At 62.7% G+C, this 20,009-nt stretch carries 15 protein-coding genes and 1 riboswitch; of the genes, 7 read left to right on the top strand and 8 right to left on the bottom strand.

Translation table 11 applies throughout. From position 1 onward, the window contains the following. The first annotated feature begins 31 nt into the window (after positions 1–31). A complete protein-coding gene (locus ACZ9IL_RS00560) occupies positions 32–931 on the top strand; it encodes a chemotaxis protein CheV (protein WP_476001739.1) in 900 nt (299 codons plus the stop codon). Positions 932–990: 59 nt separating this feature from the next. Next, positions 991–1,974, top strand: a complete 984-nt coding sequence (locus ACZ9IL_RS00555) for a hydrolase (protein ID WP_476001738.1) — start codon at positions 991–993, stop codon at positions 1,972–1,974. Here the strand turns inward: ACZ9IL_RS00555 and ACZ9IL_RS00550 are convergent. Next, positions 1,956–3,107 carry a GGDEF domain-containing protein gene (locus ACZ9IL_RS00550; RefSeq protein WP_476001737.1) on the bottom strand — a complete coding sequence of 384 codons (1,152 nt, stop codon included), beginning with the start codon at positions 3,105–3,107 and terminating at the stop codon, positions 1,956–1,958. The two genes, ACZ9IL_RS00555 and ACZ9IL_RS00550, sit on opposite strands and share 19 nt — an antisense overlap. A gap of 83 nt (positions 3,108–3,190) precedes the next feature. Here ACZ9IL_RS00550 and ACZ9IL_RS00545 point away from each other — a divergent pair, with 83 nt between their 5' ends. The 3 genes from ACZ9IL_RS00545 (at position 3,191) to ACZ9IL_RS00535 (ending at position 5,107) form a co-directional block, all read left to right on the top strand. Next, a complete protein-coding gene (locus tag ACZ9IL_RS00545; protein ID WP_476001736.1) occupies positions 3,191–3,433 on the top strand; it encodes a YheU family protein in 243 nt (80 codons plus the stop codon). A gap of 255 nt (positions 3,434–3,688) precedes the next feature. Next, on the top strand, positions 3,689–4,558 hold the full coding sequence (locus ACZ9IL_RS00540; protein WP_476001735.1) for a phosphoribulokinase: 870 nt from the start codon (positions 3,689–3,691) through the stop codon (positions 4,556–4,558). 15 nt (positions 4,559–4,573) lie between these two features. Then, the gene (locus tag ACZ9IL_RS00535; RefSeq protein ID WP_476001734.1) at positions 4,574–5,107 is read left to right on the top strand and encodes a DUF4136 domain-containing protein; all 534 of its coding nucleotides are present in this window, start codon (positions 4,574–4,576) and stop codon (positions 5,105–5,107) included. 63 nt (positions 5,108–5,170) lie between these two features. On the opposite strand, the gene ACZ9IL_RS00530 is transcribed toward ACZ9IL_RS00535, so the two are convergent. Both ACZ9IL_RS00530 and ACZ9IL_RS00525 read right to left on the bottom strand, forming a co-directional pair. Then, a complete protein-coding gene (locus ACZ9IL_RS00530; RefSeq protein WP_476001733.1) occupies positions 5,171–5,470 on the bottom strand; it encodes a hypothetical protein in 300 nt (99 codons plus the stop codon). 48 nt (positions 5,471–5,518) lie between these two features. Further along, a complete protein-coding gene (locus tag ACZ9IL_RS00525) occupies positions 5,519–5,923 on the bottom strand; it encodes an OsmC family protein (RefSeq protein WP_476001732.1) in 405 nt (134 codons plus the stop codon). Between the two features lie 314 nt (positions 5,924–6,237). Here ACZ9IL_RS00525 and crp point away from each other — a divergent pair, with 314 nt between their 5' ends. Continuing rightward, entirely contained in the window at positions 6,238–6,876 is a 639-nt protein-coding gene (gene crp / locus ACZ9IL_RS00520) for a cAMP-activated global transcriptional regulator CRP (RefSeq protein WP_025328082.1), read from the top strand. A 132-nt stretch (positions 6,877–7,008) separates the two neighbouring features. After that, positions 7,009–7,809, top strand: a complete 801-nt coding sequence (locus tag ACZ9IL_RS00515; protein ID WP_476001731.1) for a putative RNA methyltransferase — start codon at positions 7,009–7,011, stop codon at positions 7,807–7,809. Positions 7,810–7,921: 112 nt separating this feature from the next. Here ACZ9IL_RS00515 and ACZ9IL_RS00510 read toward each other — a convergent pair whose 3' ends face one another. The 5 genes from ACZ9IL_RS00510 to ACZ9IL_RS00490 form a co-directional block, all read right to left on the bottom strand. Next, complete coding sequence (locus ACZ9IL_RS00510) at positions 7,922–10,288, bottom strand: M66 family metalloprotease (RefSeq protein WP_476001730.1); 2,367 nt, start codon at positions 10,286–10,288, stop codon at positions 7,922–7,924. A gap of 142 nt (positions 10,289–10,430) precedes the next feature. Then, positions 10,431–10,634 carry a hypothetical protein gene (locus tag ACZ9IL_RS00505; protein ID WP_476001729.1) on the bottom strand — a complete coding sequence of 68 codons (204 nt, stop codon included), beginning with the start codon at positions 10,632–10,634 and terminating at the stop codon, positions 10,431–10,433. A gap of 72 nt (positions 10,635–10,706) precedes the next feature. After that, the gene (locus tag ACZ9IL_RS00500) at positions 10,707–13,385 is read right to left on the bottom strand and encodes a PKD domain-containing protein (RefSeq protein WP_476001728.1); all 2,679 of its coding nucleotides are present in this window, start codon (positions 13,383–13,385) and stop codon (positions 10,707–10,709) included. A 120-nt stretch (positions 13,386–13,505) separates the two neighbouring features. Next, entirely contained in the window at positions 13,506–16,103 is a 2,598-nt protein-coding gene (locus tag ACZ9IL_RS00495) for a glycosyl hydrolase family 18 protein (RefSeq protein ID WP_476001727.1), read from the bottom strand. A gap of 111 nt (positions 16,104–16,214) precedes the next feature. Beyond that, positions 16,215–16,302, bottom strand: a riboswitch (cyclic di-GMP riboswitch). A gap of 213 nt (positions 16,303–16,515) precedes the next feature. Further along, complete coding sequence (locus ACZ9IL_RS00490) at positions 16,516–20,001, bottom strand: hybrid sensor histidine kinase/response regulator (protein WP_476001726.1); 3,486 nt, start codon at positions 19,999–20,001, stop codon at positions 16,516–16,518. Between the last annotated feature and the right edge of the window lie 8 nt (positions 20,002–20,009).

Here is a 20,009-nt window from a genome sequence, read left to right as displayed (position 1 = left end):
CGCCACCGTTTAGATCAACAGGACATCCGCCATGACGAGCAAGGCCAACCAATCCCAGGGCATGTTGCTGTTTCACCTCTCCGCTAGGCAATCCTTCGCCATCGGTACCCTCAAGGTGAAGGAGATAGTCCCCTACACCCAGCTCACCGCCCTGCCCCATTCACACCCGACCGTGCTCGGTGCCGCCAACATGCGCGGCACCACCATTCCGGTGATCGACATGGCCATGGCGGTGGGGTACAGACGCATCACCCGGGAAGAGATGGCCCGGTGCTTCATCATCATCACCGACTGCCGCCGAACCCTGGTGGGCTTCCTGGTGCGCGGCATCGACAAGATCACCGAGTGCAACTGGCGTGACATCGAGCCGCCCCCGCCCTCCCTCGGCCAAAACGTGTTCGTGACCGGGGTGACCAAGGTGGGCGAGCAGTTGATCCAGCTGCTGGATGTGGAGCTGATCCTGTCCCGGGTCTATCCGGACGATCCCAGTCACCTCTACCCGGTGCTGACCGATGTGCAGCGTGAACGGCTTAAACCTATGCGGATCCTGCTGGTGGACGACTCCTCGGTCGCCCGCCGCCAGCTGATGGCGGCGCTGGACTACATCAACATTCCGTACGAGGTGTGCACCAACGGGCGCGATGCCCTCAGCCTGATGCAGGGGAAGGTCGGTCAGGGCAGCCGCATCGACATCCTGGTGAGCGACATCGAGATGCCGGGACTGGACGGCTACGAGCTGGCCTTCGAGGTGCAGAGCGATCCCAGGCTGGCGGAGGCCTACATCATCTTGCACACCTCGCTCTCCAGCGAGATCAGCGTGGAGCGCGCCCATCAGGTCGGTGCCCACGAGGCGCTGACCAAGTTCGAGGCCAACGAACTGATCCAGGCCATGCTGCGCGGGGCCGAACACCACGACCGCCTGCCCGCCTGATCCATGCGGCGAGCCAGCCTCGCCGCCCCCTTGACCGCCCCGCAACCCCGAGCCGCTTCATGTTGACAGAGAGCCACTTTCACGCCCCCTGGTGGGCCCGCAATCCCCACCTGCAAACCATCTTGCCCAAGTGGCTGCGCCGCACGCCGGCCCGCTTCACCCCGGAGCGGTTTGAACTGGCGGACGGGGATTTCGTCGATCTCGCCTGGAGCGGTCCGATCAGTCAGAATGAAAAGCCGCTGCTGGTGCTGTTTCACGGTCTGGAGGGGAGCATCCACTCCCACTATGCCAAAGGCCTGTTTGCCCACCTGCAGCGGCAGGGAGATGAGGCGGTACTGATGCATTTTCGCGGCTGCAGCGGCGAGCCGAACCGGCTGCTGCGGGCCTACCACTCCGGCGCCATCGAGGACGCGCAGGCCCTGATCGCCGAACTCGGCCGCCGTTTCCCCGGCAAGCCCATGGTCGCCATCGGCTATTCCCTCGGCGGCAACATGCTGGTGAATCTGCTGGCTCGCGGCTGCCCGCCTGAGCTGACCGCCGCCGTGGTGATCTCGGCGCCACTGCAACTGGCGAGCTGCGCCGATAGGGTCAATCGGGGATTTTCACGGGTCTATCAGCGCTATCTGCTGCGCACCATGCGCGCCAATCTGCAGAGCAAGATCCGCCATCAGCCGGCGGCCCGGTCTCGCTGGCAACCGGAGCAGGTCGAGCACATCGCCACCCTGCGCGACTTCGACGAGCAGGTCACGGCGCCGCTGCACGGGTTCGACAGCGCCAATCACTACTATCAGAGCTGTTCCGGCCTCGATCTCTTGGCCCGGATCCCCATCCCGACCCTGGTGATCCACGCGGCCGACGATCCCTTCATGACCCAGGCGGTGATCCCGACGCCGGAACAGCTCTCCCCCCTGGTGCGCTACGAGCTGAGCCGCCGTGGCGGCCATGTGGGCTTCCTGCACGGCACCCCCTGGCGCCCCCGCTTCTGGCTGGAGGAGCGGATCAGCCAGTGGCTGAAAGAGCAGGCTCAGGGCGCGAGTCGATAACCGTTGCGTCCCTCGTCCTTGGCTCGATACAGCGCCTCATCCGCCCGTGCCAGCAGCTCGGCGATCGTCTCCCCCTCGCGCCACAGCGCGGCCCCCTGACTGACGGTCACCCAGTCAGACACGCTGGAGGCGTCGTGAGGAATGGCGCAGGCGAGCAGCTCGCTGGCGATTCGCCTCGCCACCATCTCGGCTGAGGCGCCATCGGCACCATGGAGCAGGATCACGAACTCCTCCCCACCATAGCGGGCCACCACATCCGTGGGCTGACGCAGGGAGAGGCGCAAGCAATCGGCCACCGCGATCAGGCACTCATCCCCCTGCTGATGACCATAGCGATCGTTGAACAGCTTGAAGAAGTCCACATCCAGCAGGATCAGGGCAAGTGCTTCTTGCCGACTCTGTACCTCTTTCAGGATCTGCTCGCTGACGGTCGAGAAATAGCGCCGGTTTGCCACCCCGGTCAGGGGATCGCTGTTGGCCATGGCATCCATCCTGCGTGCCAGCACCAGGTTGTCATGCTCACGTGACACCGCCAGTTCGAACCAGCCGTTAAGCATCCGTCGCCCTGTCTCCAGCACGATCAGCAGACAACCCACCGCCAGCCAATGCACACTGAGCGAAGGGACCAACACCCAGTGCCCCTCGAGTGACAGGAAGATCATGGGCGGGCCTATCAGGCAGTAGAACAGCCGCCATTCGCAATAGAAGGCGATCAGCGCCGTCAGCAGCAACAGGCTGACCATGTTGAACGCCAGACTGAAACCGACCTTGAGTTCGATTGTGACGATGGCGTAACTGATCAGTGCCCAGGCAGAGCCCCACAACAGGGCGCCGGCCCACAACCAGGGCAGCCAGATGGAGGGTCTCTGACGCGAGAGCCAGCGCCACCCCAGGGGCATCAGCAGACAGGAGACGGCCATCAGGCCGAGCTGCCACTCATAGGTCCAGGGCAGCGCGTCGAGGGCCACCAGCCGGGCGTCGCTATAGACGTGGAAACGGGCGAGCAGATAGAGGAGGGACAACAGGTTGATGACCCAGAACCAGCGCAATCCGGCGCTCAGCGCCCGGCGACGGGCATCGTTCAGGTGGTGATCGAGATGGCTGGCGAGACGGCGCTGTTCAACGGACAACATGCACGCACTCCCCCAGACAAACCCCTTGCGCTTGGCGGCCAGACGCAGACAATGTGCGCATATCAATGAACGAAGATGAAACCATGATAATCCCCTGGCAAGAGCTTGATCCGGATACCCTCAACAATCTGCTCGAACACTTCGTCCTGCAGGAAGGCACCGAATACGGTGAACAAGATGTCAGTCTGGCCGACAAGGTCGAGGCTGTCAGACAACAACTGCGCCAAGGCAGCGCGGTGATCGTCTACAGCGAACTGCACGAGAGTATCAATATAGTGTCCAAAGAGTCCTTAAGTCGCGCTACCACCGAGGATTTTCCGGAATAATACCCTTCAGCCGCGGTGGCCGTGGAGTACCCGGTCAGCCTGGGTGTCCCACGGCTCGCTCTCGCCCATGATTCACCGCCAAGGGTCCGCACGGGTCGCCGGCTACGACAGCCGCTGACGCCAATGCCGGCGCGAGGCAGGAGCAGGCCTTCCCCTCTCATTTGCCACGGCAGAACGCCGCCTGACATCGAAGGCGCACTTGACCGCGCTTTGAACATCCCCTTATAACGGAACTCCCAAGGAAGAGAGAATTCTATGTCGGCAAAGCATCCCATCATTGCGGTTACCGGTTCGTCCGGTGCCGGCACCTCCACCTCCACCAACGCCTTCCGATCGATGTTTCATCAACTCGGTTATCAAGCGGCGGTAGTCGAGGGGGACAGTTTTCACCGCTACACCCGGCCCGAAATGGACGTGGCGATCCGCAAGGCCCGCGAGCAGGGTCGCCACATCAGCTACTTCGGGCCCGAGGCCAACGACTTCGGCCTGCTGGAGTCTTTCTTCCAGGAGTACGGCCAGAACGGCAACGGCCAGTACCGGCGCTACCTGCACAGCTTCGACGAGGCGGTGCCCTTCAACCAGATGCCGGGCACCTTCACTCCCTGGCAGGATCTGCCGGGGGAGACGGATCTGCTGTTCTACGAGGGGTTGCACGGCGGCGTGGTCACCGGCGAGCACAACGTGGCCCGCCACGTGGACTTTCTCATCGGGGTGGTGCCCATCGTCAACCTGGAGTGGATCCAGAAGCTCATTCGCGACACCTCCGAGCGCGGTCACTCCCGCGAGGCGGTCACCGACTCCATCGTGCGCTCCATGGATGACTACATCAACTTCATCACCCCGCAGTTCTCCCGCACCCACATCAACTTCCAGCGGGTACCGACCGTCGACACCTCCAACCCCTTCAGCGCCAAGGTGATACCCAGCCTGGACGAGAGTATGCTGGTGATCCGGTTTCGCGGCATCAAGCAGGTGGACTTCCCCTACCTGCTGTCGATGATCGATGGCGCCTTCATGTCCAGAATGAACACCATAGTGGTGCCGGGCGGCAAGATGGGTTTCGCGATGGAGCTGATCCTGCGCCCCCTGATCCAGCAACTGATCGAAACCGGCAAGATCACCTGAGCCAAGGAGCTTATGATGCGCGGTGCACTTCTCTCATTAACACTGGCGGCCCTGCTGGGGGGTTGCAGCACGGGCCCAGCCGCCCCCACCGTCGAAACCGGCACCATGGTGGTACGTCCGGCAGATAACTGGACTTATGGCGCCACGCCACGCTACGCGCTGGCCGAGCAGTTCCAGTATGCGAGCAACAGCGCCGCCGGCTGGCTGGAGCCGGTACAGCAGGCCGTCAACCGGGATCTCAATGGCAAGGGATGGCAGAGCGTGCCGCTCGATGAGGCCGATGTCTGGGTCGCCATCGGAGTGGCAGGCAGCAAGGACATGAGCGATGGCGAGATCTTTGCACGCCTCGGCATGACCCCGGGCCTGCAGGCTGGCGCCGATGCCCGCAAGGGTACCCTCGCCATCATGCTGCTCGACCGCAAGACCCAGCAGACGGTGTGGAGCAGCGCCATCCAGCTCGCCAGCGACGTGCCCATCGACGACAGAGCCCGCAGCCAGCTGAGCCAGCAACTGGCCGAGCAGCTGCTGGGCGCCCTGCCCACGCGCTAACCCCCATAACACAACGGCCCGCTTGAAGCGGGCCGTTTGTTGATACACCAGACTGACAGCGGGTTATTTGAGCTCGCAGGTGAGCAGGGTCACGCCACTCTTGACCAGGGTGGCCTTCTTGTCCTGACGGGAGAAGGTGGTGACCCCATCGGAATAGCTGGCTGTATCCTTGGGCGACTCGATGCGACCCAGCTTGTTATACACGCCCGCATAGGGGAACTGCACCATGTCGGCCTGAGCGTCATAGGTGATGGCCAACAACTCTTCCCCACACTGATACTGACTGTACTGATACTGGGTCGGCTGCGGCATGCTGCAGGCAGCCAGCCCGAACAGGGGAAGCAACATTATCGTCTTTTTCATCGCACTTTCCTTATGTCATGGCGTTATCGACGGGACAAACTACAACTATCAAGCTTCAACAATTTGATAACTATGGGTAATTTCTACCGCTTTTTCCAACATCAGGGAAACCGAACAATACTTTTCCATCGACAAGTCGACCGCACGGGCCACCTGCTTCTCGGCCAGCCCCTTGCCGGTCACGACGAAATTGAGATGGATTTTTTCAAACACACGGGGGACGGAATCGGCCCGCTCCCCTTCCAGCTCCACGTGACAGGCGGTCACGGATTGACGCGCCTTCTCCAGGATGGAGACCACGTCGATGGAGCTGCAACCACCGACCGCCAGCAGGATCATCTCCATCGGGCTGGCACCTTCGCCCGGGTTGGCGCCGTCCAGCGTCACTTGATGACCGGACTCGCTCTCGCCCACAAACTTCATGCCTTCCACCCAGCTGACCTTGGCTTTCATCTCACATTTCCTCTCAATGACGACGGTTCTGACGCCCATAGCATACCTCAAGCAGGGGCCGAGTGGCACATGCCCATTATCTTGCGCACTTCCAGCGTAAATAGATCGAAATCAACATCTTCAGAGCTCTTCTTGCCTAGAATGGCCGGGATGGCGCAGCAGATCGATGCACAGAGATGGACGGCACAGTCCCAAAGCCTTGTCAGCACAGACAAAGGCTCTTATTCTACTGCGACCAAAGACGAAGGAATGGCAGGCTTGGCAACTTGCCCGGACGCACGAGTCCATAAAAAAGACACTACAGAGGAAGTCTCATGATCATTGGCAAACCGCAAAGCGATCCCACCCTTGAGTGGTTCTTGTCGCATTGCCACATCCATAAGTATCCCGCCAAGAGCACCCTGATCCACGCCGGCGAGAAGGCAGAAACCCTCTACTACATCGTCAAGGGCACCGTCGCCGTCCTGATCAAGGATGACGAGGGCAAGGAGATGATCCTCTCCTACCTGAATCAGGGGGATTTCCTGGGCGAGATGGGGATGTTCGAAGAGAACGAGAACCCGGAACGTTCCGCCTGGGTGCGAGCCAAAGGCGCCTGTGAAGTCGCCGAGATTTCCTACAAGAAATTCCGCCAGCTGATCCAGGTCAACCCGGACATCCTGCTGCGCCTCTCCGGCCAGATGGCCAAGCGCCTGCAGCACACCAGCCAGAAGGTCGGCAACCTCGCCTTCCTGGACGTAACCGGCCGGATCGCCCAGACCCTGCTGAACCTGGCCAAGCAGCCGGATGCCATGACCCACCCGGATGGCATGCAGATCAAGATCACCCGTCAGGAGATAGGCCAGATCGTCGGCTGCTCCCGTGAAACCGTTGGCCGCATCCTCAAGATGCTGGAAGAGCAAGAGCTCATCTCCGCCCACGGCAAGACCATAGTGGTGTTTGGTACCCGCTGACCGGGGGTCCGACGGCCTCGCACAAGCCGTTGAAGACCTCCGCCTGATAAAAAGGCTGCCACGGCAGCCTTTTTCGATCGTCTCCCTTATAATCCCGAACGCCCTTCCCTGGCTTCAACCAAGCGAGTAGCTATGCATCTTCAATGCCCCCTGTGCCGCAGCCCCCTGCATCTTCATGAAGCCTCCCGCGGGGTCTATTGCGACAACAAGCACCATTTCGATCCCGCCCCTGAAGGCTATCTTGACCTCATTCCCGGCAAGAAAGATCCCAAGGACAGCGACAGTCGCATGCTGATGCGCGCCAAGCGTCACTTCCTTGAGCAAGGTCACCAGCTGCCGCTGGTCGAGGCCATGGCGGCGCTGCTGGCACCGCTCGACACCCATGAGCTGATCCACCTCGGCTGCGGCGAGGGCTACTACTGCCGCGCCCTGAGCGAGCGCCTGCCCGGCTGGCGCGTCGGCGGCTTTGATCTGGCCAAGAACGCCATCTTCGCCGCCAACAAGGCGCAGCCGGAAGGCCACTTCGTCATCGCCGACCCGGCCAAGGCCCCGCTGCTGCCGGGTACCGCCCAGGTACTGCTGGTCAACGATCTCAAGATCAAGACCGAGCAGCTGGTCAGCTGGCTGGCACCGGGCGGTTATCTGCTGCTGCTGCAACCGGGCCCGCGCCACCAGTGGCAACTGCGCGTCAGCCTCAACCCGGTGAGCATGGAGCACCCCTTGAGCTGGCCGGCCCTGGCCGGTCTCAACCCGGTTGAGCGCCAGCGTTGCCAGTTCTCCATGACCATGGATCAGAGTCTGCGCAGCCACGTGCTGGAGACCAGTCGCCTCGGCTGGCGGGCCGGTGGTGAGCAGCGCCACGCCTTCACCCACCAGGGGCCGGATGAGATGGAGCAGGATATGTTGCTGAGTCTGTGGCAAAAGCCGCTCTGATGACGCATGTCCTTCCATGAAAAAAGGCCCCGAGGGGCCTTTTTTATTGCACAGTCAACTGTGCTTTTGCTCTATTTCACACCACTAAAACCTATTATGTCAGCATGAGTCACTACTGAAGCGGGCGTCCGTTGACGGTATAAGTCAGCATCACGCCCGGCGCCGAAACAGCCTGCTGAGCCAGCGTCCGCGCGGCGCAAATCACGCTGGCGCTGCGCGGCTCGCTCGCCGTCGGCACATTGACGTGGAACTTGTTCATCACGCCGGTGCTCAGCCGGTGGTTCGCCAGTTTGAAACGCAACAGACCATCGCGGGTCTCCACCTGCAGCTGGCAATCGCTGGCCGCCAGTCGGCCCGCATCATCGCCGTAGCCAAAACCGTAGGCACCGTGCAGCGCCGGGTAGAGGTAGCTCTGCAGTGACCCTGTGGGATCGTAATAACCGACCAGGGTGGTGATCGGCACCCCGAAGGCCTGCGGCTTGCGCGGGGTACTCAGATCCGCCGGCGGCCCTTCGTTCCAGCGGTTGCCGTCCGAGGTGTAGCTCTTCTTGAAGCCGCGGGAGACGGTGATCTGCTGGCCATTGATGAACAGGGTGCTGTTGTAGGCGGCCCCGTGATCCAGAGAGACGATCCGACCACGGTTCGCCGCCGACGCCGACGGCAGCTGGATGTTGCGCGCCCAGTTGCCGTCCCACATGGCGATCTTGACCAGATCGTATTCCGCCAGCAGCGCCGCCAGTTTCAACTCGCCCAGATCGCTGACCGGGGCGCTGACTTGCTCGGCCAGATTGACCCTGTGCTGATAGGGCTCCATGGCGGCGGTCGCGTCATTCCATTTGCTAAAACCGGTCGGCGACGCGGCATCAAACACCGCTTTGCTCTCGAGGAAGCGCTGAATGATGGCGGCCGAGTTGGGCGTATAGAGGGTGAAACGGTTGAAGCTGGAGAGAGGCGCGCCGCCGGCCATGGCATCGAAGCCGAATGGATGGCCCTCGAAAGGGGCCTGGCACTGGCCATCGAGACAGGCGCTCTGACCGCTGCGGTTGACGCCGAAGCTGGGGATGAAGCGGTTGCGATCCCCGTCCCAGCCCCAGGTCGAATTGACCGCCTCCGCGCTGTGGTGCACCGAGCCGGCGAAGCCGCCGACGTAGTGCCCCAGACCATAGTTGTGGCCCACCTCGTGGCTGAACTCGTTGCCAAGAGAATCATCGAGGGTGACGATGCCACCGCCGCCGGAGCCGCCGTGCACCTGGATGCCGTTGGCATACTTGCCGCGGCTGTTGTGGGCCGCCAGCTGGGCCACCACGTAGGGATGGCTGTTCTCCCCCTCGCCGGCGGTGCTGTTGATGCCGTAGTTTGCATTGTCGATGCCAAGGGAGATCAGCTCCTTGCCGATGCGCTGGCGCATGGTGCCCTCATGCCAGCCGCCCTGGCTCGGGTCAAAGTCGGTGAGCAGGGTACCGTCCGGCAGCATCACCTCCGCCAGCGACAGGGGCGCATACTGGCTGACGATCAGCCGGCTGGTGGGCACCGTCTGGAAGTATTCGCGATGGGCCTCGGGATCCCCGGCGAAGTCGAACTCGCCGCGGGGGCTGGTGAGCATGCCGAGGTCGATGGTGTGAATGAGCAGCTCGCTCGGGGCGCCGACCTTGAGCGCCGTCAGTTCACCACTGAGGGCCCCCTGACTGAACAACAGGCTGATGCCGGGCCGGATCCAGTCTGCCGGCAGCACGGTGCTCCAGGCGTCGGTCGCATAACGCAAGCCATTGTTCTCAAGCTCCCCGTCGCGGATCCACTGGCCATCGACGAACTTGAACTGCAGGCTCTGGCCGCGGGAGAGCGTCACCTGCCGGTCGCTGTAGCGCACCGTCGAGTTGTAACCGGCATTGGAGCTGGTGCGCACCATCTTGCCTTCCAGGCCGGCGCCGCTCGGCAGCTGAATGTCTCTGACCCACTGACCATCGGCGGTCTGGATCGCGACCAGGGCGTGCTGCTGCAGCCGTTCGCGCAGGAAGGCGGCGGCCGGATCGCTCAACCGGGCCAGTTCACTGCTGCTGCGAATGACATTGGTGGTCCCGGCACCCGGCGTGAAATCGACCCCCTCCTCCGGCGATCCATCGAGGTAATAGGCGGTTTTCGGGAGCTGATCTGGCGGATTGAGGGCCAGCGTCCCCAAGGTTTGCCCCGCGCTGTCTTGCACCCTCACCTGCATCGGCACAGCGCTGTCGGCTTGCAAGGGTCTGACCAGCAGCAGGCTCTTGCGCTGGGCCGTGAGCCGGGGCTGGTTGTCCCCCTCGGCCACCCGTGCCGGCAGGATCTGGCTCTGGGCAAACTGTATCTGGGCCGCCAGCGAGCCTTGCAGATCGTTGATCGGTGTCTGGGTATTGAACGGTAACGGAGTGGGAGCCTGAACGGTGGCCAGCAAGGGGCCGCTCGCCAACGTGGCCATGACAAGCGTGGCCAGGTGCGTTTTTTTCATTGTGATGATCCTCATCGTGTTGGGCATCTCCAGATACCCTGTTGCAAGCCTGATAAAGCGGGCGCCGGCTCCTCGCTCCCGCGCCCATGAAGAGGTTGATTGTCGATGCCGGAGTACAGCATGCCAGCCGTACTCCGGCGGTTTAGCGCTGCGCCGTTCCCTCGCTCACCCCGGGATCCCCCGCGTCGATGCGGCTGCTCAGGGTCTGGTGGATCGGCCGCCACTGGTATGCAAGGAAGATCCTCTCCTTGCGACCGGCGGTCATGAGGTTGCTGTTGCGATAGGGATCCGCGTTGCCCGTGTGCCACAGTCCCAGGTTGTGGCCCAGCTCATGGGCCAGGGCCAACGACTGACCCAGTTCGGTGGCGTTGCCGGGGCAGGGGGTGGCGCATCGCTTGACCCTATCCCTGATGGCTCGTCAGTGACAGCTTGCGACCCCCTGATCGACCCAGACTGCGGCCTTGCCGGGCTCATCGCCCCTGGTCCAGTACTGAGCCTTCCACTTGCGGCCGTTATAGGCGGTGGTCTCACCCCCGTTGTAGGCGACGCCGGCATTCCAGCCCAGCTGTACCTGGCTGAGCAGCTTCCACTGCTCGGCGGTCGGTCCTGGCTCGTTGCCCTGAGTCCAATACTTGGCCTCCCAAACCAGCTGCTTGTGGCTCACCAACGCCTTGCCGACGTAGGTTTTGCTCGCCTGCCAGGCGGGGTACTTGGCCGCCTCGGGATCCGTGCTGGCACAGGCCGTCGCAGATGCAGGCTGCACGGTGAGGCGGGTGCTCGCCTGGCTGTCCAGCCCGCCGTCGGTGACGGTCACGGTCAGGTCATAACCCTGCTCGGTGGCCACCTCGGGCGCCGTGATGCTCAGGCTGGCGGAGTGCTGGCCGCTGGCCACCACACCGGCTGGCACCTGCCACTGATAAGTCAGGGCATCGCCATCGGGATCCGATCCTTGCGCGCTGATGGTCAGCGACTCCCCCGCCTTGGCGGAGAAGGTGGCGGGGAGGCGGATAACCGGCGCCTGATTGACCGGCATGGCGCCGTTGTGAACCAGCACCTTGTCTGTCGCCTGCACGCCCTGCTCATCGGTCACCGTCAGCTCGAACTCCAGCTGACTCTCTTGCTGGGTGGCGGGCACATCGATCCTGATCTGCGCCTCGTTGGCAGCGGCGAGGCTGAGTGGTGTACCACTCAGTTGACGCCATTGATAACGCAGTGGCTGCCCTTCCGGATCGCGGGAGGCGCTGCCATCGAGCACCATCGAGGCCGGGCCTGTGACATTCAGATCGCTACCGGCATTGGCCAGCGGTGGTTGGTTGAGCGGGGGCACGGGAGCCGGCTCCCGGTCATCGCTCACACGCACCCCCTGATCGCCCGCGGCGAGGCGTGCGTTAAGGGTCTGGTGGATAGTCCGCCACTGGTACGCGAAGAAGACGCCTTCCTTGCGACCCGAGGTCATGAGGTTGCTGGCACGGTAGCTGTCGGTGCTGAGCGTATGCAGCAATCCCAGGTTATGACCCAGCTCGTGGGCCAGGGTCAGCCCCTGACCCAGTTCGGTGAAGTTGCCGGGACAGGCACCGCGATAACCGATACGCGGCGGCGCATCGGTGCCTCCCATGCCGATGGACGAGCCACTGCCCGACGCACTGCACTCTCGGGACGCATCCTTGTAGTTCCTGATGACATAGAGGTTGGAGAAGACCTGGCTCGCATGAGGAAGCCAGCCATCCTTGAGCGGGGCTTGCTGTTCGGTACGACTGGCTTCGCCATTGCCGCTCTTGTCCCACTCATGGATCAGCACACCGTTATCCACCCACTTGAGCTGGATGTTGTAGGGGGCGTAACGACGGGTAAGCTCGCTCTGGATCAGTGGGCCATCGTCCCACAGGTGGGTCTTGACCTCACCGGGGTAGGCGATATAGCTGTAGGAGAGGGTCACCTCTTTGGGGGTGGTCACGAGCAGCCGCACCTGATCGACCGTCTTGCCGTTGGCACGGATCTCCAGATTGGTTTCCCCCGCCTTCAGGCCACTCAGCAGCAGCCTGTCCTGCTGTGCGCCGGCCTGCATTTGCAGGGTGGCCAGCGTCGGGTCGGCGATGACATAGGTCAGATCCTGCGAGTCGGCGGCGGCGAGCTTCTGGATATAGAGCACCTCCTGGCCACCCTGGCTGCTCAGCAGCTTCTCTTTGAGCGGGCGGCTCAGGCCGGGGTCGTATGCCAATTGGTTGGCGGGATCGGCCAGCACCTGGGCATAGGGATAGATCGCCTGCGTCTGCTGACCTACCCCCACCAGCCAAGCTTCGCCATCCTGATTGCTTCTAAAGCCCTGTGGTTGTATGCCTGCGAGATAACGCAGGGTGAAGCGATACTCTTTATCGACTTGCAGCGAGACGGGTTTGGAGAGGGTGAATTGCCCATCGACATAGGCGGCAGGCTCCTCGAGGATTGGGGTGTCGCTCTCGGGATCGGTCAGGACCAGGATAAACTGGCGGCTGTCACCCCCCCACTTGCTCTCTGCGAGTTTAAAGGCGGTGAGCTCCACCCTGTCATCCAGCAGGGGCAGCGACGCACCATCGATCTGGAAGCTGCGGCTCAGTTGCTGTCCTATCGCCGTCAATATGCTGGAATCCTTGACGACCTCCTCCTGCCAGAGCGCCCCCAGTTGGACGTTGTTTTCGGGCTGCTCAACCGCCGGATCATAGACAGTCACCGGCAGTGAGAAGGTGGTGGTGGAGCCGTACCACCCCAGGAATCCATCCACCATCGGCAGGCCATCGTCCTTGACCTGATATTGGGCCACATAGTGACCCGGCTGCTGAGTATTGACCCCGCTCGCCTGAGTGAGACGGGCGGTCAGATCGCCATCCTGGGCATCCCAGGCGGTCAGCAACGGGGCGAAGGTCGCGCCCACCGGCAGCGTTTGGGCGAAGTTATCGACCAGCCCCTCCTGGCTATAGACCTTGGGTTCGCTGTTGTCCTTGCGAAACTCCCCCGTGGTGCTGCTCTGCTGGGCCATCGCCAGCGGGGCCAGTCCCAGGATGGCCAGTGCCACCAGGGAGCGGCGTGGCCAGCTCGGGTTGTTCATACTACGTTGTTTCATTTTTATCATCCTTGTTATCTAGCCTCAGGGCTGCGCCATGCATGGCGATATGGCGCAGCCGTGAAGAGACATCATCCAAAAAAATGGGGCACCTCGGCCCCATTTCACCTGTGATGGCAATCAGTTGCAGCTGGCTGCCCCTATATCGACCCAGACATTGCTCTTGCCGGGCTCATCGCCCTGAGTCCAGTACTGGGCCTTCCAGCGGCGATCGTTATGGTTGGTTTCATCGTTGCCGTTGTAGGCGACCTCGGCACTCCAGCCAAATTCGACATCGCTCACCAGAGCCCACTGATCCGCGGTCTGGCTCGGCTCGTTGCCCTGGGTCCAGTACTTGGCCTGCCACACCAGCTGGCTGTGGCTCACCTTGTTAGGCGAGTTGTAGACGGTGCTGGCGTTCCAGGCCGGATAGTTGGCCGCATCCGGATCGGTTGCCTCACAGCCGCCACCCGTGCTGGCTGGCTTGACGGTCAGACGAGTAGCCGCACTGGCGTCCAGCGCCCCGTCGGTCACGGTCAGCGTCAGATCATAGAGGGTGTCGCTGGTCACACTTGGGCCTGTGACCACCAGGGTCGCACTGTTCTGGCCGGTCGCAACGAGACCCGCAGGCAGGCTCCACTGGTAGGTCAGGGCATCACCGTTCGGATCGGACGCCGTGGCCTTGATGGTTACCTGCTTGCCCGACTCGACACTGGCGGTGGCCGGCACTGTCACTACGGGGGGCAGGTTTGGCTGCGGTGCCTTGTTGGTCACCACCACCTGATCCTTGGCCGAGAGGTTGTGGTCATCGGTGACGGTCAGCTCGAACACCAGGTTGATGTCGGTACTGACGGCATCGAGTACCACCCGAGCCTTGGCCTGAGTGGCATCGACCAGGCTGACCTGAGGACCCGAGACCTGCTTCCAGCTGTAGCTCAGCACGCCACTTTCCGGATCGTGGGAGGCGGCACCGTTGAGGACCACCTCGGCCGGGCCAGTGACATTCAGATCGCTGCCGGCATTGGCCACCGGCGGCTTGTTGGTTGGTGGCGTGGTGCCCTCCCCGTGGCCCAGACCCTCGTGCATGGCATTGAGGATGTCGCCGTTATCGGCATCGATCTCCCAGGAGAACAGGCCGCCGAGCTGGTTTGCCAGCACATACTGGCCCTTGGCCTTGACCGAACGATCGTTGTCATAAGTGATGAGATCACCGGTCGCGGCCTTGAACAGGTAGGGAGCCTCGGCCACCTCGTCATAGCCCTTGGCCCAGTCGCTGCCCATGCGGTTGTTGACGATGTCGCGGTAATCCACCACGCCATTTTCCCAGGTGCCCTTGATGGGGCCAGTAGCGGTACCGGTGAAGGGGTTGTTGCCCTGATAGTTGCTAACGCCGGTCCAGCCACGGCCATACATGGCCGTGCCAACCACCAGCTTGCCGGGTTCAACTCCCTGGGCCAGCATTGCCTTGACGGCCTTGTCGGTGGTGTAGCGGGTATTGGGATCCCAGCTCGCCTCGAACAGGTTGGTCTGATGCCCCAGTTCGGTGTTGGTCCAGGCGCCGTTGAAGTCGTAAGTCATGATGAAGATGTTGTCCATGTACTGCTGGGCAGCCTGGTAATCCACATCCTCGATCTTGTCATCACCCGCACCGATGGCGGAGGTCAGCTCATACTGGCGACCGGTCTCGGCCTCCAGCTCGTCGAGCATGGCACGCAGCTCTTTCATCAGCGTCACATAGGTGGCCCCATCGGAGGGATGGCCGAGGCCGGGGTTGGCACCCTGGCCTCCCGGGAACTCCCAGTCGATGTCCACGCCATCGAAGAATTTCCAGGTTTGCAGGAACTCCTTCACCGAGGCGACAAAGGTGTCACGTTTGCCCTTGTCTCCGAGGAAATAGAAGGGGTCGGAGAGCGTCCAACCGCCCACGGAGGGCAGGATCTTCAGATCCGGATTCGCCTGCTTGAGCGCCATAAGGTTGCCGAAGTTGCCCTTGTAGGGCTCATCCCAGGCGCTGAGGTTGCCCTGTGGCATCTGGATCGCCGCCCAGGGATCGTGGATGGAGACCTTGAAATCCTCCCGGCCGGCGCAGGAGCGCTGCAATGCCTCGAAGCTGCCCGCAATCTCCTTGAGGCTGTCGTTGATGCCATCCCCCCCACAGATGGGGGTAAAACCGTAGAGGATGTGGGTCAGGTTCTGGGCCGGGATCTTGTCCACGGTGAACTTGCGACCATAGACGCCCCACTCCACGTAGTAGGTGCCAACCACCTTGCCCGACTTGTTGATGTAGGGCTTGTTGTTCTCCTGCAACGGCGCCTTGAGCGGCTCCAGGTGGCTGCCGTCTGTGTCGGCCACCATGATCTCTTTTGCATCGGAGAGAGTACAACCATCGGCGTTGCACAGGGCCACCTGCATCTGGTAGCGACCCCCCTTGGTCACCTTGAAGGTCGCGGTACCTGCGGCAGAGGCGGGACCTGACCAGACCTCCTTGCCATCGAGCAGCACCTTGGCGGTCTGCCCGGCATCACCGGACCAGAGGTTCCAGCTCACGCTGACCGAGGCACCGTCTGCATGAACGGTCACCAGCTGGTTGTAGGCTGTGGCAGACTGATTGACTTCGACGATGGCGAACTTGGTGGGACCCGAAGCAATGACGGGTTTGCCGGGGGCAGCCGCAAAGGCGGAGGTAGTACAAAGCCCCCCGACCAACAGTGCCAACAGGGACAGTCTTGGACTTAACATTATTGAATTTCCTTATTTCGTTATTGGAATGAACAACGAAAAAGGCAACGCAACCCGACAGGTGACGCAGACAACATCGCAACCATGGCTTGGCCCATGGACGATACAACCCGTGGCGACCCCGCTATCTTAGGTACTGCTGACCCTTAGACCGGAGGCTTTGCGTCCCGGACTTTCATCCGGTTTGCCTTTTTCACAACTTGATTTGCGACAAAAATAATCGCCGGACGACTATAGAGGAGGAGTCGGAAGAGGCGCTACCTAGTAAAAATGACAGTGAATGGGACTCGCTTTTCCTGATTTTCAGCGAACATGCACATATGTTGTCGCCAATCTCAGGGGTGGGTCGACTTACTCCAGCTTCTGGACCCTGGCTGAAATCATCGGTCAAAGATTAATTCTGTGATGCATATCACTGTATTGGCAGCAACAAGCTGTTCATCAGCGCCCGCAGCTTGAGCGGCTTGACCGGCTTGCTGACGTAACCGAAGCCGTGCTCGCGGATCTGCGCCTGCAGATCGCTCTTGCGATCCGCACTGATGATGATGCCGCCGATGCCATTGCCGTGGGCCAGCCGGATCATGTGCAGCGCCTGCAGCCCGGTCTTGCCGTCGTCAAGGTGATAATCCGACAGTACCAGCCGGGGCTGGAAGCCGTCACCGATGAGCGCCTGCGCCTGCGCCAGGCTCTGGGCGCACTTCACCTCGCAGCCCCAGCGCCCCAACAGGGAGTGCATGGCGGTGAGAATGTCCTCCTCGTTGTCGATGCAGAGGATCCTGACCCCCTCCAGCTGGCTGTCCCGCACCATGGGGGCCGCCATCTGGCTCAGCATCACGGGCCGGGTTGCGAGGTTGAGGGTGATGGAAAACACCGAGCCCGCATCCGGCCAACTGCGCAGGGATAGCGGGTGACCCAGCACTTGGGAGATGCCGCGAGCGATGGCGAGCCCGAGCCCCAGCCCCTGCTCCCTGGCGGTGCGGGAGTGATCGAGGCGGGAGAACTCGTCGAAGATGGTCTCCTGCTTGTCGAGGGGGATGCCGGGGCCGTTGTCCCACACCTCAATGCGCACCTTGTCCCCCAGCCGGCGGCAACCGAGCAGCACCCGGCCCCCCGGGTTGTAGCGAAACGCATTGGTGAGGAAGTTCTGCAGCACCCGCCTAAGCAGGCGCACATCGCTGTAAACCGCGAGCCGGCTATCCACCACCGAAAACTGGATCTCCCCCGCCTGGGCCAGCACCCCGAACTCCGCCTTGAGGTTGCTCAGCACGTCCCGCAGGGCGAAATCGAGTTTCCTGGCCTTGAACTTGCCCGCCTCGAGCCGCGAGATGTCGAGCAAGTCGGTGATGAGATCCTCGGTCGCCCCCAGGGCGTCGTCGATGTGGCGGGCGATACGGATTTGCTCCGCCGCCTCTTCCCCGCTCTGGGGCAGCATCTCCAGCAGGGAGGAGGTGAACAGCTTGGCTGCATTCAAGGGCTGGGTCAGATCGTGACTCACCGCCGCCAGGAAACGGCTCTTGGAGTGATTGGCACGCTCCACCTGCTGGTTCACCAGCAACAGCTGGCGGTTGAGCTCGGACAGCTCGTGGGTGCGCTCGGCCACCCGCGCCTCCAGGTGTTCGTTGGCCTCCCGCAGCACCCGCTCCGCCGCCCTGAACGGGGTGATGTCGGTGAAGGTCATCACGAAGCCCCCCGCCGGCATGGGATTGCCCTGCATCTCGATCACCCGGCCATCCGGCCGCTCCCGCGCCGAGACGTGGGGGCTGCCGCGCTGCATGAAGGCGACCCGCCGGGCCACATGCGCCTCCAGCTCGCCCGGACCACACAGCCCCTGCTCGGCGTTGTAGCGGATGATCTCCTCGATGGAGCGCCCCACCTGGATGAGGCCGGGCGGATAGTGGAACAGTTCGATGTAGCGCCGGTTCCAGGCCACCAGCTTGAGCTCCCTGTCCACCACCGAGATCCCCTGCCCCATGTGTTCGATGGCTCCCTGCAGCAGCCCCCGGTTGAAGCGGAACACGTCCGAGGCCTCGTCCACTATGGTGGCGATCTCCTCGAGCTGCATGTTGCGTCCCTGCAGGGCAGAGGCCAGCACCAACCGGGCGGACGAGGCGCCGAACACCCCGGCCAGCAGCCGTTCGGTGTGGGCAATCAGCTCGGCCGATGCCTGCATCTGGGGCGCCAGGGTGCCACCGCGCTCACCGGCGAAACGGCCGAAGGCGCGCTTGACCCGGCTCGAGCCGACGAAGCGGGCCGCCAGCATCTCCAGCTCCTTGACCGAGACTCGCGCCTGATAGAGCGCCGCCAGATCCCGGCTCGGCTTGCCGACGAAGTTCGCCGCCTGCAACCGCTCGCTCACCGCCGCCTGCGACAAAAGCGAGCCAGCCACATAGCCCATCAGGTTCAGCAACAGGCTCAGGAAGATGCACCAGGCACCCAGGCTCAGATCGCGGAACGCGAGCCAGTCCGGCGGCGCCAGCAGCGCCTCCAGCGGTGAGCCGGCCAGCAGGCCGCTCTCCGCCAGCAGGGTGAGGAACCAGAGGCTGACCCCGAGCGCGAGGCCCAGATAAACCCCCTTACGGTTGCCGTGTCGCCAGTAGAGGCCGAGCAGCAACGCTGGGGCGAACTGGGCCACGGCCCCAAACGACAGGTAGCCGATGCGCGACAGGCTGGTGAGATCCCCGAGCCAGAGGTAGAGCGTCCAGGCCGCCAGCAGGATCAGCAGGATGGCGCCACGGCGCACCTGCAGCAGCAGCCGCATCAGCCGCTCGTCCCGCCCCTGTTGCCAGAAGCGGCGCAGCAATACCGGCAGCACCAGATCGTTGCTGACCATGATGGCCAGGGCGATGGTGCAGACGATCACCATGCCGGTGGCCGCCGAGGTGCCGCCGAGGAACGCCAGCATCGCCATGCCGTCGTAGCCGAGCGACATGGGCAGGCTGATCACATAGGTATCCGAGCCCATGCCGGCCCCGACCCACTGCTTCCCCGCCAGCGCCAGCGGCCAGATGAAGAGCCCCATCAGGAACAGATAGAGCGGGAACAACCAGCGTGCCCAGTGCAGATCCTGGCCCTGGTTGTTCTCCACCACAGTCACGTGAAACTGGCGCGGCAGGCAGATGACGGCACACATGGCGACTAGGGTATAGATGGCGAGCTCCAGCAGACTGCCCGGGCTGACCGCCACCACGGCATCGAAGAAGTCGCTGGCGACGAGAGAGCGGGCCTCGCTCGGCTTGGCGATGATGAGCCAGAGCGCGAAGCCCCCCACCGCCATGAAGGCGAGCAGCTTGACCACAGATTCGAAGGCGATGGCGACCACCATGCCACGATGATGCTCGGTGGCGTCCAGGTTACGGGTACCAAACAAGATGCTGAACAGCGCCAGCAGCAGGGCGACGCCGAGGGCCAGCCCGGCGCTGTTGCCCGCTGTCGTGCCTATGCTACCGATGGGTACCGAGTTGGCCATCAGCAGATCCAGCCCGGTCACGATCGCCTTGAGCTGCAACACCAGATAGGGAAGTATTCCCATGATGGCGATCAGGCTGATCACCATGGCGAGGCGCTGGGACTTGCCATAACGAGCGGCGATGAAGTCGGCGATGGAGGTGATGTGCTCGCGCTTGGCCACCAGAATGAGCCGGGCCAGCAGCCGCCAGCCGAACAGGAACACCAGCATGGGGCCGAGGTAAATGGGCACGGGTGACCAGGGGGATTCGCTGGCCTGACCGACGGTGCCGAAGAAGGTCCAGGAGGTGCAGTAGACCGCCAGCGACAGGCTGTAGAGCAGGGGTTGACCCTTGGGCCGACGGCGCTTGTTCTTGTCCGCCACGAAGGCGATGAGGAACAGCAAGCCCAGATAGGCGAGTGACAACCCGATCAGCAGCCATCCTTGGTGCATCTACATTC

Source organism: Aeromonas sp. TECH754, assembly GCF_056279295.1.
This window is presented reverse-complemented; position numbering and strand designations above follow the sequence as displayed.

What these genes read in the sequence shown, in the direction of transcription:
- ACZ9IL_RS00535 (WP_476001734.1), top strand. Translation starts at nt 4,574, where the DNA reads ATGCGCGGTGCACTTCTCTCATTAACACTGGCGGCCCTGCTGGGGGGT.
- ACZ9IL_RS00495 (WP_476001727.1), bottom strand. Translation starts at nt 16,103, where the DNA reads ATGTTAAGTCCAAGACTGTCCCTGTTGGCACTGTTGGTCGGGGGGCTT.
- ACZ9IL_RS00545 (WP_476001736.1), top strand. Translation starts at nt 3,191, where the DNA reads ATGATAATCCCCTGGCAAGAGCTTGATCCGGATACCCTCAACAATCTG.
- crp (WP_025328082.1), top strand. Translation starts at nt 6,238, where the DNA reads ATGATCATTGGCAAACCGCAAAGCGATCCCACCCTTGAGTGGTTCTTG.
- ACZ9IL_RS00530 (WP_476001733.1), bottom strand. Translation starts at nt 5,470, where the DNA reads ATGAAAAAGACGATAATGTTGCTTCCCCTGTTCGGGCTGGCTGCCTGC.
- ACZ9IL_RS00515 (WP_476001731.1), top strand. Translation starts at nt 7,009, where the DNA reads ATGCATCTTCAATGCCCCCTGTGCCGCAGCCCCCTGCATCTTCATGAA.
- ACZ9IL_RS00555 (WP_476001738.1), top strand. Translation starts at nt 991, where the DNA reads ATGTTGACAGAGAGCCACTTTCACGCCCCCTGGTGGGCCCGCAATCCC.
- ACZ9IL_RS00500 (WP_476001728.1), bottom strand. Translation starts at nt 13,385, where the DNA reads ATGAAACAACGTAGTATGAACAACCCGAGCTGGCCACGCCGCTCCCTG.
- ACZ9IL_RS00560 (WP_476001739.1), top strand. Translation starts at nt 32, where the DNA reads ATGACGAGCAAGGCCAACCAATCCCAGGGCATGTTGCTGTTTCACCTC.
- ACZ9IL_RS00550 (WP_476001737.1), bottom strand. Translation starts at nt 3,107, where the DNA reads ATGTTGTCCGTTGAACAGCGCCGTCTCGCCAGCCATCTCGATCACCAC.
- ACZ9IL_RS00540 (WP_476001735.1), top strand. Translation starts at nt 3,689, where the DNA reads ATGTCGGCAAAGCATCCCATCATTGCGGTTACCGGTTCGTCCGGTGCC.
- ACZ9IL_RS00490 (WP_476001726.1), bottom strand. Translation starts at nt 20,001, where the DNA reads ATGCACCAAGGATGGCTGCTGATCGGGTTGTCACTCGCCTATCTGGGC.
- ACZ9IL_RS00510 (WP_476001730.1), bottom strand. Translation starts at nt 10,288, where the DNA reads ATGAAAAAAACGCACCTGGCCACGCTTGTCATGGCCACGTTGGCGAGC.
- ACZ9IL_RS00525 (WP_476001732.1), bottom strand. Translation starts at nt 5,923, where the DNA reads ATGAAAGCCAAGGTCAGCTGGGTGGAAGGCATGAAGTTTGTGGGCGAG.